Genomic DNA, 13,418 nt, shown 5'->3' with positions numbered 1-13,418 from the left:
TTCTCCAATAGAAGTTAAGTTTTAGCCCTAGAGCCGGTTAATAAAAAAACGATTAATGATCTGCTTTATTATAAGCAATACTTAAATAAACGACCGTTAACATCATAAAAATAAATGCTTGTAACGTGATAACCAATATATGGAAAATAGCCCAAGCGAGATGTAAAGGAATTCCTAATGCCGCAATAGCCATATTAGCGGAATACATCACCGCAATAAGAATAAAAATCAATTCCCCTGCGTACATATTACCAAACAGACGAAATGCGAGAGAAATAGGTTTAGCCAGTAAAGTTACCGTTTCTAAAATAAAGTTAACGGGAATAAACGCCCAATGATTAAACGGATGAAGCGTATATTCTTTTACCAGCCCTTTAAAACCTTTGGATTTAACGGTATAAAAAAGAATCAAGAAGAAAACACAAATAGACATACCAAGCGTTGCACTAATATCGGCAGTCGGTACGGCTCTTAAATAATGAATATTGAACAGTGCCGCTAATTGAGGTAGGAAATCAACAGGAATCAAATCGATCGCATTCATTATAAATACCCAGCAGAAAATAGTTAACGCCAGTGGTGCGATCACATTACGCGGCCCGTGAAAATTTTCTCTAACAATACCATCAATCCATTCGACTACAATTTCAACCAAACATTGCATTTTGCCGGGCACACCGGTTGTGGCTTTTTTGGCTACACGAGAGAAGATAAAGAGAAAAATAATAGCAGACAAAATAGAAAAGAATAAGGTATCCACATGAACGTGCCAAAATCCATCCCCCGTTTTAAGAAAGGATAGATGATGACTAATATATTCCGATGTTGTTTGTCCAGACATAACGAACCCTTAGTATAAAAAATCAAATTCGACGAAGCAAAAATGGAACTAAATTATTCAATATTAAGGCTATAAAAAAACCACTAAAGAAAACCACAAAATTAGTGACCGAAAGCCATTTAAACGATGTGATAATCAATATAATCGTGAACGCAAACTTTATTGCCTCACCTTTATAAAGTGCGGTTAATTTTGCAGGTAAATTTCGATAAAACACGATATAAACAAAAAGACTGAAAGGAAGTAGCGCAGAAAGAAACCCATACAGAAAATCAAGTGCGCTTCTTACCTGTCCAAAAGCCAAAAAACAAGCAAATATCAACATAATGACTATTTCAATTTGAATAGCTTTTTGGTACTGAATTTTCGCTTGTTGGATAACTTTTGACATCACTTTCAATAACCTTAAATCCCGTTAATTATACTCTTGAAAAAATCAGATTCAACTTAAAAGCTATTAAAAAACGTTAACTAAATCACACTTTTAAAAAATAATTTACAAAAATGTAATAATTTAACGCAGAATGATCAAATGTCGTTCACCCACAAGTTCAGGCACATCTAATTTTATCACTTGTTGAATCCTATATTTTTTATCTAATTCTTGCACTTCATCTTCTTGATAAAGCCCTTTTAGCGCATAAAAATGACCGTTTTCTTTCGGTAAATGATGACACCAATCCGTAATATCTTTAAGTGAAGCAAAAGCACGGCTTAATACGCCATCAAATTTTTCTTCCGGCCGATATTCTTCTACACGACTTAACACAGGAATAACATTGGTTAGTCGTAACTCACGTATTGCATTACGAATGAAACTGATACGTTTACCAAGGCTATCCAATAAAATAAATTGTTTATTGGGGTTCATTATCGCCAAAGGTAACCCCGGTAAACCGGGGCCTGTACCTACATCAATAAAACGTTCACCTTGCAAATAAGGACTTACGACCAAGCTATCTAAAATATGCTTTACTAACATTTCCTGCGGATCCCGCACGGAAGTTAAATTATAGGCTTTGTTCCATTTGCTTAATAAATTAACAAGATCTACCAACTGCTGTTTTTGCTGATCTTTTAATTTAATACCGGCTTGCGTGAGAAGATTATCTAATTTTACTTTCATTAATTAATGCTCTTTTTTGATTTGACTTAAAAATACGCTCAAAAAATCGACCGCACTTTATGTTTCAGAGTTAGAAAAATTTATTCTCCACGCTTCAACATTCCTTGTTTTTTTAAATTTACCAAAATAATGGAAATTGCCGCCGGTGTGATGCCGGAAATACGGCTTGCCTGTCCGATGGATACCGGACGATGTTGTTCTAACTTCGCACGTACTTCATTTGATAATCCTGAGACTTTGGCATAATCAAAGTGCGGAGGAATAGCCGTATTTTCATGGCGTTTTTGTTTCTCGATTTCTTCTTGTTGATGTTCGATATAGCCTTGATACTTAATCGCAATTTCCACTTGCTCCACCGCTTCTTTATCTTCCATTGCCGGCTGATAAGGCGTAAGTGAAGTTAAAATCTCGTAATTAATTTCCGGACGACGCAATAAATCTTCTCCGTTCGCTTCACGAACCAGCGGGCTACTTAGTACATTATTAACTTCTTCTAAATATTCTGAGCGAGGGTGTAACCAAATAGAGCGTAAACGTTGACGTTCAAGTTCAATATTTTCCATTTTTTGATTAAAACGAGCCCAACGTGCTTCATCAATTAATCCTAAATCGTGTGCGATCGGTGTTAAGCGAATATCGGCATTATCTTCACGTAGCAATAAACGGTACTCCGCACGGGAGGTAAATACACGGTAAGGTTCCTTCGTACCAAGTGTGCAAAGATCATCGACTAACACGCCGATATAAGCCTGATCACGACGTGGAAACCAGGCTTCTTTTTCCTGTACGTAAAGTCCGGCATTAATTCCGGCAAGTAACCCTTGTGCAGCCGCTTCTTCATAACCGGTCGTCCCGTTGATCTGGCCTGCAAAGAATAAACCTGATATGGATTTGGTTTCTAAAGTAGGTTTTAGATCCCGTGGATCGAAATAATCGTATTCAATCGCATAACCCGGTTTGACGATCCGCGCATTTTCCAATCCTTTCATTGAATTGACGATCTTCATTTGCACATCAAAAGGAAGACTGGTGGAAATACCGTTTGGATAAACCTCATTACTGGTCAAGCCTTCCGGTTCAAGATAAATTTGATGAGAATTACGGTCGGCAAAACGCATCACTTTATCTTCAATAGATGGACAATAACGCGGGCCAATCCCTTCGATCACACCGGTGTACATCGGGCTACGATCTAAATTATTACGGATCACTTCGTGGGTTTGATCGTTAGTATGTGTGATATAACAAGGGATTTGTTTCGGATGATCGGAAATCGATCCCATAAAGGAAAACACAGGTAATATGGTATCACCATGCTGTTTTACCAATACATCGAAATTAATAGTACGTGCATCAATGCGCGGTGGTGTGCCGGTTTTTAAACGATCAACTCTCAATCCGAGATCTCTTAATCGATATGAAAGGTTTACTGAAGCCGGATCGCCAGCTCGCCCTCCTTCATAATTTTCTAATCCTATATGGATCTTACCGGCTAAAAACGTGCCTGCCGTTAAAATGACGGATTTTGCACGAAATGTTAACCCCATTTTAGTGGAAACACCGGTTACATGATCTTGTTCGATCAAAATGTCCGTAGCTTCTTGTTGAAAAATATCAAGGTTAGGTTGATTTTCAAGGGCTGTGCGTACAGCTTGGCGGTATAAAACGCGATCCGCCTGTGCTCTTGTCGCTCGTACAGCAGGTCCTTTACTGCTATTTAATGTACGAAATTGGATCCCTGCCTTATCCGCAGCATGCGCCATTAAACCACCCATAGCATCCACTTCTTTCACTAAGTGCCCTTTACCTATCCCACCGATAGCAGGGTTACAGGACATTTGCCCTAAAGTATCGACATTATGTGTAAGTAAAAGGGTTTTTAATCCCATACGTGCCGGTGCTAGTGCGGCTTCTGTGCCGGCATGGCCACCACCAATGACAATGACATCGTAAGTTTCTGTATAAAACATTATTTTCTCTATTTATTCGGATCTAAAAATTTGTGCGCTATTCTACAGAAATTCGATTTTGCTTGAAAGTAAGAATTGGGATCACCGATTAATAGATCTAAGATCTTTTTTTATATATAAAGATCTTATTATTGTTACTATTAGGATCATTGGATCCTGTGAGTAAGATCCTTTTCTTGTTGTAAATGAAGAGGTTAGATCTTATCAAAAAATGTTGATCTGTGAGATCAAGAAGGTTTATTTGTTGTGGATAATTTGCTTTTTTATCCACAGAGCATAAAAAATTTTATTTTACTCAGTGAAAAAATACAACTTTTTGACAGGTTTATGTAGGGTTATCCACAGATAATAAAAAAACGATGATCGTGAAAATCATCGTTTCTAAGCTGAAATTAAGGGAGGTTTTGAATAAATTGAGGAAGCCATTGTTCACTGTAACTTTCCGGATCCTCAATATTTAACACATCAATTTTTAAAGTATCACAAATTTTGACCGCACTTTTTTGCATTAGGATTTCTTCTATCAGTTTTGCGGCATAACAGAACGTGTCGTAATCGGAATTACCCAAAGCCACGATAGCAAAGCGTAACTGAGAAAGATTGATTTTTAATTTTTCGATTTTTTCAAAAAGAGGCCGTAAGTTATCGGGGATTTCACCGGCACCATGAGTGGAAGTGACGATAAGCCATAACGGCTCATTGATCACTTCATCATAATCCGCACCATGAAAAAGAGCGGTCGAAAAGCCTTGTGTTTCCAGAATATTTTCCAAGTGCTCCGCAACATATTCGGCAGTCCCTAATGTACTGCCGGAAAGAATACAAATTTTCATAAATAATCCTAAAGAAAAAGGCTTAGATTTTCTAAGCCTTTTAGTGTGATTAAACGTTGTCGAATTTACCAAGTAATGAACGAATGTGTTCTTGCCAGTTACGGTGCTCATTTTTTAACTGCTCGTTTTCATTTTGTAATGATTCAACGGTTTGCTGAGCTTGGCTATTTTGTTCTTTTAATTCTTCCACTTCAAGCTGAAGTAATTGAATGGTTTCTACCGCTTGTTTAATTTTATCTTCAAGCTGGTTTAAAATTTCTAATGACATAGTGATTTCCTTTTAAAATAACGTCCGAAATGGTCTTATTGTACCCACTTCATTTTTCTTTTTAAAGCCTTCCGTAAAAATTTATTATGCAAACGTTTGCATAGTGGTAAAATAGTGCGATTTTTTGCTTGGAACGAAATGGAGAAAAAGAATGAATCGTGCATTGGCTATCGAATTTTCCCGTGTAACGGAAGCTGCGGCATTGGCGGCACATACTTGGCTTGGACGGGGTAATAAAAATGCTGCGGATGAAGCGGCGGTAAAAGCAATGCGATATATGCTGAATTTGATCCATATGGATGGTGAAATCGTCATTGGCGAAGGTGAAATTGATGAAGCGCCGATGCTTTATATCGGCGAAAAAGTCGGTTCGGGTAATGGTGAGCTTGTTTCGATTGCCGTTGATCCTATTGATGGAACACGTATGACCGCCATGGGACAATCCAATGCGATTTCCGTTTTAGCCGCAGGAGGCAAACGCACCTTCTTAAAAGCACCGGATATGTATATGGAGAAAATTGTCGTAGGACCGGAAGTGAAAGGAATGATTGATCTGAATTTACCTATTGAGCAAAACCTTCGTCGAACAGCTTCCCGTTTGGGTAAATTATTGTCTGATTTAACTGTAATGGTGTTGGCAAAACCCCGTCACGATGCCGTTATTCAACAAATGCATAATTTGGGTATCCGTGTTATGGCTATTCCCGATGGTGATGTTGCCGCTTCCGTATTATGCTGTTTGCCTGATGGCGAAGTGGATATGGTATACGGCATCGGCGGTGCGCCGGAAGGTATCGCTGCCGCTGCGGCGGTACGGGCATTAGGCGGTGATATGCAAGCTCGTTTGATTCCACGTAATGAAGTAAAAGGCGATACGGAAGAAAACCAGAAAATTGCAGCGGAAGAAATTCACCGTTGTGAAGAGTTAGGCGTAAAGGTCAATGAAGTATTGAAACTGGAAGATTTGGTTCGAGACGATAATTTGGTTTTTGCCGCTACAGGTATTACGCACGGTGAATTATTAAAAGGTATTTCACGTAAAGGAATACTTGCGACTACCGAAACCATTCTCATTCGGGGAAAATCGCGTACGATTCGTAAAATTCAATCGACTCACTATTTGGATCGAAAAGATACCGAGATTTATAAAATATTAAATAACTAACTAACTAACTAACTTCTATTATTTTTGCTCTCACCTCGAAACTTTATTTTCGGTGTTTTACCTTTGAGGACTTTTCCTAAAGTGCGGTCGAAATTCAGCAAGAATTTTAACCGCACTTGCTTTCTTCAAACCTTTCGCCAACCCTTCTATTTTTTGCTATAATCCCGCACAATTTTCATTTACAAATAGAGATAAATTATGTCAGAAACAACCGTGACCGATAACTATGGCGCGTCTAGCATTAAAGTATTGAAAGGACTTGATGCCGTGCGTAAACGCCCGGGTATGTACATTGGCGATACCGATGATGGCACCGGCTTACACCATATGGTGTTTGAAGTGGTGGATAATGCCATTGATGAAGCGTTGGCAGGTCATTGTTCCGATATTATCGTAACGATTCACGATGATAATTCCGTATCGGTGCAAGATGACGGTCGCGGTATTCCGGTGGATATTCACCCGGAAGAGGGGGTTTCTGCTGCAGAAGTGATTATGACCGTACTTCACGCAGGTGGTAAATTTGACGATAACTCTTATAAAGTATCCGGTGGTTTGCATGGTGTGGGGGTATCTGTCGTCAATGCGCTTTCCGATAAATTACAACTCACTATTCGCCGTCAAGGTCATGTGCATGAGCAGTTTTATCATTTGGGTGAACCTCGATCTCCATTAACGATTATTGGTGATACGGAAATAACCGGTACGACGGTGCGTTTTTGGCCAAGTCCGGAAATTTTTGCAATCACCACATTTGATTACAAAATTTTAGCAAAACGCTTGCGTGAGCTTTCATTTTTAAATTCCGGCGTATCTATCCGTTTAGTGGATAAGCGCGATGGTACGGAAGATCACTTTCATTATGAAGGTGGGATACAAGCTTTCGTTGAATATTTAAACAAAAATAAAAATCCAATTCATCCTAAAGCTTTTTATTTTACTGCAGAAAAAGATGGAATCGGAGTGGAGGTTGCGTTGCAATGGAATGACGGGGTAAACGAAAATGTGTATTGCTTCACCAATAATATTCCACAACGTGATGGCGGTACGCACTTAGCCGGTTTCCGTGGTGCATTAACCCGCAGCTTAAATAGCTATATGGAAAACGAAGGATTGTTGAAAAAAGAAAAAGTCGCCACTTCCGGTGATGATGCTCGGGAAGGTTTGGTAGCGATTATTTCCGTGAAAGTACCGGATCCGAAATTTTCATCACAAACTAAAGACAAATTAGTTTCTTCTGAAGTGAAAAGTGCGGTGGAATCTGCAATGAATGAAAAATTGCAAGAATATTTATTAGAAAACCCTACCGATGCAAAAATCATTGTAAACCAAATTATTATGGCGGCGCGCGCCCGTGAAGCGGCGCGTAAAGCGCGTGAAATGACACGCCGTAAAGGCGCATTAGATATTGCCGGATTGCCGGGTAAGCTTGCCGACTGCCAAGAAAAAGACCCTGCACTTTCAGAGCTTTACTTGGTGGAGGGGGATTCCGCGGGCGGTTCTGCCAAAGTAGGGCGTGATCGTAAAACTCAAGCGATTCTTCCGTTAAAAGGGAAAATTCTAAATGTTGAAAAAGCCCGTTTTGATAAAATGTTGTCCTCGCAAGAAGTGGGAACGCTCATTACAGCGCTGGGCTGTGGTATCGGACGTGATGAATATAATCCGGATAAATTGCGCTATCACCATATCATCATTATGACGGATGCGGATGTGGACGGATCGCATATTCGCACGCTTTTGCTCACTTTTTTCTATCGTCAAATGCCGGAGCTTATTGAGCGCGGTTATGTGTACATCGCCCAGCCGCCGCTTTATAAAGTGAAGAAAGGTAAACAAGAGCGTTATATCAAAGATGCGGATGAAATGGAGCAATACGAATTAACCCTTGCTTTAGATGGTGCTGCGTTATATGTCAGCGAAAATGCGCCGGCAATGAATGCCCTTGTATTTGAAAAATTAATGGCGGAATACAATGCGGTACAAAAACTGATTGATCGTTTAAGTCGTTATTATCCGACGCCATTGTTACAAGGCTTGATTTATCAATCTCCGCTTTCTATTGAATTAATGAAATCAGAAAGTGCGGTTGAAAATTGGGGTAAATCTTTCGTTCAACAACTTGAAGAAAAAGAAACGGAAGCACATCAATATTCCGTTCGTACCCAATTTAATGCTGAACGTCAAGTGTATGAAGCGGTGATTACCGTACGCAAACATGGTATTGATAGCGATTATTTCATTAATTTTGATTTCGTCAATGGTAATGAATACGCAAAAATTATTTCTCTCAACAATCAATTAAACAGCTTGTTGGAAGAAGGAGCATATGTTTCCCGCGGGGAAAAGGTGCAACCGGTTCGTACCTTTGAACAGGTGGTGGAATGGTTGGTGAAAGAATCTCGCAAGGGATTAGAAGTTCAACGCTATAAAGGATTGGGTGAAATGAATGCGGATCAGCTTTGGGAAACCACAATGGATCCGAATGCACGCCGAATGTTGAAAGTCTCTATCAAAGATGCGGTGGCAGCGGATCAACTTTTCACCACATTGATGGGCGATGAAGTTGAACCGCGCCGAGAATTCATCGAACTTAACGCATTAAGAGCGAATTTAGATATTTAATCTAAAAAAAACAGAATAAAAGACCGCACCTTGAAATGATGTGCGGTTTTTTGTAAAAAAGTACGGCTAAAATTGGGTCATTATGTCGCATTTACACAAAGAGAATTTTATATACGATATTTAATTTGGGTAGAGTGCGTTGAGCTTTGCCTTTGCATAGTGCACCAATAGATGAAATTGTGCATTACGGTTTCGCCTAATAGCGCATATAGTGATTTGTGCAACTGATATATGTAATACAGTGTTAAATTGGATCTATTATGGAAAAAATTATTATTGATGAAAATCAGTTTCAACGGACTATTTCCCGTATTTCTCATGAAATTATTGAAAAACACCCGCGTTTGGATAATGTCATTATTGTCGGAATTAAGCGTCGTGGTGCGGAAATTGCCGAGTTAATTAAGCGTAAAATTGTCGATTTAGCGCAAATTGAAATTCCTTCAATGGCGTTAGACATTACATTTTATCGTGATGATTTACAACACACTGAATCTGAAAATCCAATGCCGGTTTATCGTGGTACATCTCAGTATCTTAATGTGAAAGATAAAGAAGTTATTTTAATTGATGACGTATTGTTTACCGGAAGGACGATTCGTGCTGCGATGGATGCACTTACCGATTTTGGTCGGGCTGCAAAAATAGAATTGGTGATTTTTGTCGATCGCGGGCATCGTGAATTACCTATTCGGGCTGATTACGTAGGAAAAAACGTACCAACCAGCCGTGAAGAAAAAGTACAGGTTCGCACCCAAAAATATGATGGTTGTTATGAAGTTGCGTTGTTATCGAAATAGTTATCAAAATAATCCTAAGCTATTGTGAACCTTGTTTAAAATTGGTACTCTAACGAGCGTTATCAGCCTATTTTAAGATAAATAATTATGAAAAAATCTGTACTAAAATCTCTTTTATTTTCCGTATTGGGTATGTTCGTGTTTTCTTCTGTTCAAGCGGAAGAACGAGTGGTTGCAACCGTAGACGGTTTTCCTGTATTAGAAAGCCAAGTACGTGCTGCAATGGGTAAGAAAGGTGATCATCAAGCAGCATTGGATAAAGTCATTGATGATATTTTGGTACAGAAAGCCATTCAAGAATCAGGGATAAAGATAAATCCAAAAGAACTTGATCTGATTGTAGAAGATATTGCGGCGAAAAACGGTTTGACTTACGGACAATTTTTAGATGCTTTAGATTATCAAGGTATTTCTCTTAAAGCGTTCACCCAACAAATTGCAAACCAAATGATAATGTCCGGTGTACGTGATCACGCAATTAGTAATAGTGTGCAAATAACACGTGAAGAAGTGGATGAACTTGGTAAAAAAATGCTGAAAGAAGCAAAAGCTAACGGCACAGAGAAAAAAGTAACGGGTAAAGAATATGAAGTTCGTCATATTCTTTTAAAACTCAATCCATTATTAAATGATGCGCAGGCGAAATCAGAACTTACACAAATTCGAGCGGATATTATTTCCGGTAAAATGACTTTTGCTGATGCCGCATTAAAATATTCGAAAGATTATTTATCCGGAGCAAATGGCGGTAGTTTGGGTTATGCATTTCCGGAGGCTTATGTAGCGCCTTTCGCAAAAGCGGTGCAAACCACAAAGCAAGGTGTTATTTCTGCGCCGTTTAAATCAGAATTTGGCTGGCATATTTTAGAGGTTATCGGTATTCGTGATGGTGATCGTACGGAAGATGCGTATCGTCAAAAGGCTTATGAAAAAATTGTAAATAGCCAGTTACAAGATGCGACGAAAGACTGGGTAAAAGTCCTACGTAAAACAGCGGATATTCAATATTTTAATAAATAAATTGATATTTAGTATGAGAGGGGCGACAGCCCCTTTTGTTGTTTTTATTTCATCACCTGTTTTTTATGAAAAAATTTTTTATCAGCTTCATTATATTTCTTTTAATTATTGCGAGCGGTGGTTTTTGGGGTTATCAAAAACTGAACACTTTTCAGCAAGAAACGATCAATGCCCAACCTGATCAACTCTTGGTTGTAGAACGTGGTACAACAGGGCAAAAATTAGCCGCACTTTTTGAGCAAGAAAAGCTACTGGATAATGCATGGTTACTTCCATATTTGCTAAAGTTAAAACCTGAATTAAATAAAATTAAAGCGGGAACTTATTCTTTAACCGACATAAAAACCGTACGAGATGTGTTAAATTTGCTTAATTCTGGCAAAGAGGCTCAATTTAACGTACGATTTATTGAAGGGAAAACTTTTAAAGAATGGCGAAAAAATCTTGAAAAAGCACCACATTTGAAACAAACCTTAAAAGATAAAAGCGATAAAGAAATTTTTGGGTTACTAAATATTCCCAATGATGTAAAAGCAATTCATGAAAGGAAAAATATAGATGGATGGTTATATCCGGATACCTATAATTACACACCGAATTCCACGGATTTGGAATTACTTCAACGTTCGGCAGATCGTTTGAAGAAAGCACTAGATAAAGCATGGCGAGAACGTGATGAAAATCTTCCGTTAGCAAATGCTTATGAAATGTTAATACTTGCTTCTATTGTAGAAAAAGAAACGGGGATTGCGGCGGAACGAGCCAAAGTTGCTTCCGTATTTATTAACCGCCTTAATGCGAAAATGAAACTACAAACGGATCCAACGGTAATTTATGGTATGGGAGACGACTACAACGGCAATATTCGTAAAAAAGATTTAGAAACGCCCACGCCTTATAATACCTATGTGATTGACGGCTTACCGCCGACCCCTATTGCAATGGTGAGTGAAAGCTCATTACAAGCGGTTTCGCACCCTGAAAAAACAGATTTTTACTATTTTGTCGCAGATGGCACGGGCGGGCATAAATTTACCCGTAATTTAAAAGAACATAACAAAGCGGTGCAAGAATATTTGCGTTGGTATCGTAGTCAGAAAAATGGAAAATAATATGAGCGGAAAATTTATTGTCATTGAAGGTTTGGAAGGTGCGGGAAAAAGCACGGCACATCAAGCGGTGGTGGATATTTTAAAAGAGCTGGGTATTAATGATGTCATCGTTACCCGAGAACCGGGCGGTACGCCTTTGGCAGAAAAATTGCGCCAACTTATTAAGCACGAAACCGAAGAACCGGTAACCGATAAAGCGGAACTATTAATGCTTTATGCCGCTCGAATTCAATTGGTAGAAAATGTCATTAAACCGGCGCTTGCCCAAGGAAAATGGGTGGTGGGCGATCGTCACGATATGTCATCTCAGGCTTATCAAGGTGGAGGTCGTCAGCTTAATCCGCATTTTATGCAGACGCTAAAAGAGACGGTTTTGGGGAATTTTGAACCGGATCTGACCATCTATTTGGATATTGATCCTGCGTTAGGATTAGCGCGTGCGCGCGGACGTGGCGAGCTGGATCGTATTGAACAAATGAATTTGGATTTTTTTCACCGCACCCGCTCACGTTATTTGGAATTAGTAAAAAATAACCCGAAAGCCGTTACGATTAATGCTGAACAAAATATTGAACAAGTGCGTGCAGATATTGAAAGTGCGGTAAAAAATTGGTGGAAACATAACGAAAAATGACCGCACTTTATCCTTGGCTTAACCCTACTTACGTAAAAATAGCTCAAACTTTCTCGGAAAAATTAGGGCATCACGCCGTATTGATTAAATCGGATCAGGGATTGGGCGCAGAAAAGTTATTTGATGCACTTTCCCGCCGAATTATGTGTATTAACCCGCAGGGTAGTCAAGCCTGCGGAGAATGTCATTCCTGTCACTTAATGCAGGCGCATAGCCACCCTGATTACCATGAATTGCGTTCTATTGAAGGTAAAGATATTGGCGTGGATCAAGTGCGCGAGATTAATGAAATCGTTGCTCAACATTCGCAGCAAAACGGCAATAAAGTAATCTATATAGAGGGAGCGGAACATTTAACGGAAGCCGCCGCTAACGCATTATTAAAAACACTGGAAGAACCTCGTCCAAATACGTATTTTTTGCTGAAAACGGATAGCTCGGCGAGCTTATTAGCTACTATTTATAGCCGTTGCCAAGTATGGACATTACCCATACCGGACGAACAAACGGCGCAGGATTGGTTACAAAGTCAATATATGGGAGAAAGTGCGGTCAATTTTGAAGATATTTCTACCGCTCTTACAATGAATTTAGGTCGTCCTTTACTTGCATTGGAAACGTTACAACAAAGTTTAATTGAACAGCGAAAAAATTTCCTTCGACAATTTTGGATCTTTTATCGCCGCCGTTCACCTTTAGAACTTCTTCCTTTATTTGATAAAGAACATTATATACGGCAGGTAGATTGGATCTTAGCGTTTCTTGCCGATAGTTTAAAATACAAACTTGAAATTAACAGCCATCGTCAAGTTGCTGATTTGGCTCGTGGTGTGGCGCAATTCGGTGATGAGCAAACTGTACAGGGTTTATTGAAAGCCATCAACATTATGCAAAAAGTGCGGTCGGATTTGCGTTCGATTAATGGGGTAAATGTAGAATTAATGCTGTTAGATGGACTAACCAAATTAATAACGGATGTGTTTGAAGTAAATAATTAACCTAAAAACGCTCTTTCTCTAAAATAAAA

13 protein-coding genes are annotated in these 13,418 nt (G+C 39.1%); 7 read left to right on the top strand and 6 right to left on the bottom strand.

Translation table 11 applies throughout. The features are described 5' to 3' along the window. Positions 1 to 52 precede the first annotated feature (52 nt). The 6 genes from atpB to zapB all read right to left on the bottom strand — a co-directional run bounded on the left by atpB (position 53) and on the right by zapB (position 5,038). Positions 53 to 841 carry a F0F1 ATP synthase subunit A gene (gene atpB, locus HEMROJRC1_RS05055; protein ID WP_226691919.1) on the bottom strand — a complete coding sequence of 263 codons (789 nt, stop codon included), beginning with the start codon at positions 839 to 841 and terminating at the stop codon, positions 53 to 55. Between the two features lie 22 nt (positions 842 to 863). After that, positions 864 to 1,232, bottom strand: a complete 369-nt coding sequence (locus HEMROJRC1_RS05050; RefSeq protein WP_226691918.1) for an ATP synthase subunit I — start codon at positions 1,230 to 1,232, stop codon at positions 864 to 866. 123 nt (positions 1,233 to 1,355) lie between these two features. Beyond that, positions 1,356 to 1,967 (bottom strand): 16S rRNA (guanine(527)-N(7))-methyltransferase RsmG, encoded by a 612-nt coding sequence (gene rsmG, locus HEMROJRC1_RS05045; RefSeq protein WP_226691917.1) that lies wholly within the window; start codon positions 1,965 to 1,967, stop codon positions 1,356 to 1,358. Between the two features lie 80 nt (positions 1,968 to 2,047). Continuing rightward, positions 2,048 to 3,937: a tRNA uridine-5-carboxymethylaminomethyl(34) synthesis enzyme MnmG gene (gene mnmG / locus HEMROJRC1_RS05040; RefSeq protein ID WP_226691916.1), complete on the bottom strand. Its 1,890-nt coding sequence runs from the start codon at positions 3,935 to 3,937 to the stop codon at positions 2,048 to 2,050. A gap of 392 nt (positions 3,938 to 4,329) precedes the next feature. Then, the gene (mioC, locus tag HEMROJRC1_RS05035) at positions 4,330 to 4,770 is read right to left on the bottom strand and encodes an FMN-binding protein MioC (RefSeq protein WP_226691915.1); all 441 of its coding nucleotides are present in this window, start codon (positions 4,768 to 4,770) and stop codon (positions 4,330 to 4,332) included. 49 nt (positions 4,771 to 4,819) lie between these two features. After that, positions 4,820 to 5,038 carry a cell division protein ZapB gene (gene zapB, locus HEMROJRC1_RS05030; RefSeq protein WP_194811152.1) on the bottom strand — a complete coding sequence of 73 codons (219 nt, stop codon included), beginning with the start codon at positions 5,036 to 5,038 and terminating at the stop codon, positions 4,820 to 4,822. A 151-nt stretch (positions 5,039 to 5,189) separates the two neighbouring features. Here zapB and glpX point away from each other — a divergent pair, with 151 nt between their 5' ends. From glpX to HEMROJRC1_RS04995, 7 genes are all read left to right on the top strand, one after another. Further along, a complete protein-coding gene (gene glpX / locus HEMROJRC1_RS05025; protein WP_226691914.1) occupies positions 5,190 to 6,203 on the top strand; it encodes a class II fructose-bisphosphatase in 1,014 nt (337 codons plus the stop codon). Between the two features lie 198 nt (positions 6,204 to 6,401). Continuing rightward, positions 6,402 to 8,825, top strand: coding sequence for a DNA topoisomerase (ATP-hydrolyzing) subunit B (gyrB, locus tag HEMROJRC1_RS05020; RefSeq protein WP_226691913.1), 2,424 nt, complete (start codon positions 6,402 to 6,404; stop codon positions 8,823 to 8,825). Positions 8,826 to 9,085: 260 nt separating this feature from the next. Next, a complete protein-coding gene (pyrR, locus tag HEMROJRC1_RS05015) occupies positions 9,086 to 9,625 on the top strand; it encodes a bifunctional pyr operon transcriptional regulator/uracil phosphoribosyltransferase PyrR (protein WP_226691912.1) in 540 nt (179 codons plus the stop codon). 87 nt (positions 9,626 to 9,712) lie between these two features. Continuing rightward, positions 9,713 to 10,645, top strand: a complete 933-nt coding sequence (locus HEMROJRC1_RS05010; protein ID WP_226691911.1) for a peptidylprolyl isomerase — start codon at positions 9,713 to 9,715, stop codon at positions 10,643 to 10,645. A 65-nt stretch (positions 10,646 to 10,710) separates the two neighbouring features. Further along, entirely contained in the window at positions 10,711 to 11,757 is a 1,047-nt protein-coding gene (gene mltG / locus HEMROJRC1_RS05005) for an endolytic transglycosylase MltG (RefSeq protein WP_226691910.1), read from the top strand. Position 11,758: 1 nt separating this feature from the next. Further along, on the top strand, positions 11,759 to 12,391 hold the full coding sequence (gene tmk / locus HEMROJRC1_RS05000) for a dTMP kinase (protein ID WP_226691909.1): 633 nt from the start codon (positions 11,759 to 11,761) through the stop codon (positions 12,389 to 12,391). Beyond that, the gene (locus HEMROJRC1_RS04995; RefSeq protein WP_226691908.1) at positions 12,388 to 13,389 is read left to right on the top strand and encodes a DNA polymerase III subunit delta'; all 1,002 of its coding nucleotides are present in this window, start codon (positions 12,388 to 12,390) and stop codon (positions 13,387 to 13,389) included. The genes tmk and HEMROJRC1_RS04995 overlap by 4 nt, the downstream gene beginning before the upstream one ends. Positions 13,390 to 13,418 lie beyond the last annotated feature (29 nt).

Origin of the sequence: Rodentibacter sp. JRC1 (genome assembly GCF_020521555.1) — a bacterium.
Lineage (GTDB): Bacteria > Pseudomonadota > Gammaproteobacteria > Enterobacterales > Pasteurellaceae > Rodentibacter > Rodentibacter abscessus.
The sequence above is the reverse complement of the archived record's forward strand: the minus strand, read 5'-3'. Positions and strand labels throughout refer to the sequence as shown.

Excerpts from the sequence above, each read along its gene's own strand:
- atpB (WP_226691919.1), bottom strand. The coding sequence starts at position 841 with ATGTCTGGACAAACAACATCGGAATATATTAGTCATCATCTATCCTTT.
- HEMROJRC1_RS05050 (WP_226691918.1), bottom strand. The coding sequence starts at position 1,232 with ATGTCAAAAGTTATCCAACAAGCGAAAATTCAGTACCAAAAAGCTATT.
- rsmG (WP_226691917.1), bottom strand. The coding sequence starts at position 1,967 with ATGAAAGTAAAATTAGATAATCTTCTCACGCAAGCCGGTATTAAATTA.
- mnmG (WP_226691916.1), bottom strand. The coding sequence starts at position 3,937 with ATGTTTTATACAGAAACTTACGATGTCATTGTCATTGGTGGTGGCCAT.
- mioC (WP_226691915.1), bottom strand. The coding sequence starts at position 4,770 with ATGAAAATTTGTATTCTTTCCGGCAGTACATTAGGGACTGCCGAATAT.
- zapB (WP_194811152.1), bottom strand. The coding sequence starts at position 5,038 with ATGTCATTAGAAATTTTAAACCAGCTTGAAGATAAAATTAAACAAGCG.
- glpX (WP_226691914.1), top strand. The coding sequence starts at position 5,190 with ATGAATCGTGCATTGGCTATCGAATTTTCCCGTGTAACGGAAGCTGCG.
- gyrB (WP_226691913.1), top strand. The coding sequence starts at position 6,402 with ATGTCAGAAACAACCGTGACCGATAACTATGGCGCGTCTAGCATTAAA.
- pyrR (WP_226691912.1), top strand. The coding sequence starts at position 9,086 with ATGGAAAAAATTATTATTGATGAAAATCAGTTTCAACGGACTATTTCC.
- HEMROJRC1_RS05010 (WP_226691911.1), top strand. The coding sequence starts at position 9,713 with ATGAAAAAATCTGTACTAAAATCTCTTTTATTTTCCGTATTGGGTATG.
- mltG (WP_226691910.1), top strand. The coding sequence starts at position 10,711 with ATGAAAAAATTTTTTATCAGCTTCATTATATTTCTTTTAATTATTGCG.
- tmk (WP_226691909.1), top strand. The coding sequence starts at position 11,759 with ATGAGCGGAAAATTTATTGTCATTGAAGGTTTGGAAGGTGCGGGAAAA.
- HEMROJRC1_RS04995 (WP_226691908.1), top strand. The coding sequence starts at position 12,388 with ATGACCGCACTTTATCCTTGGCTTAACCCTACTTACGTAAAAATAGCT.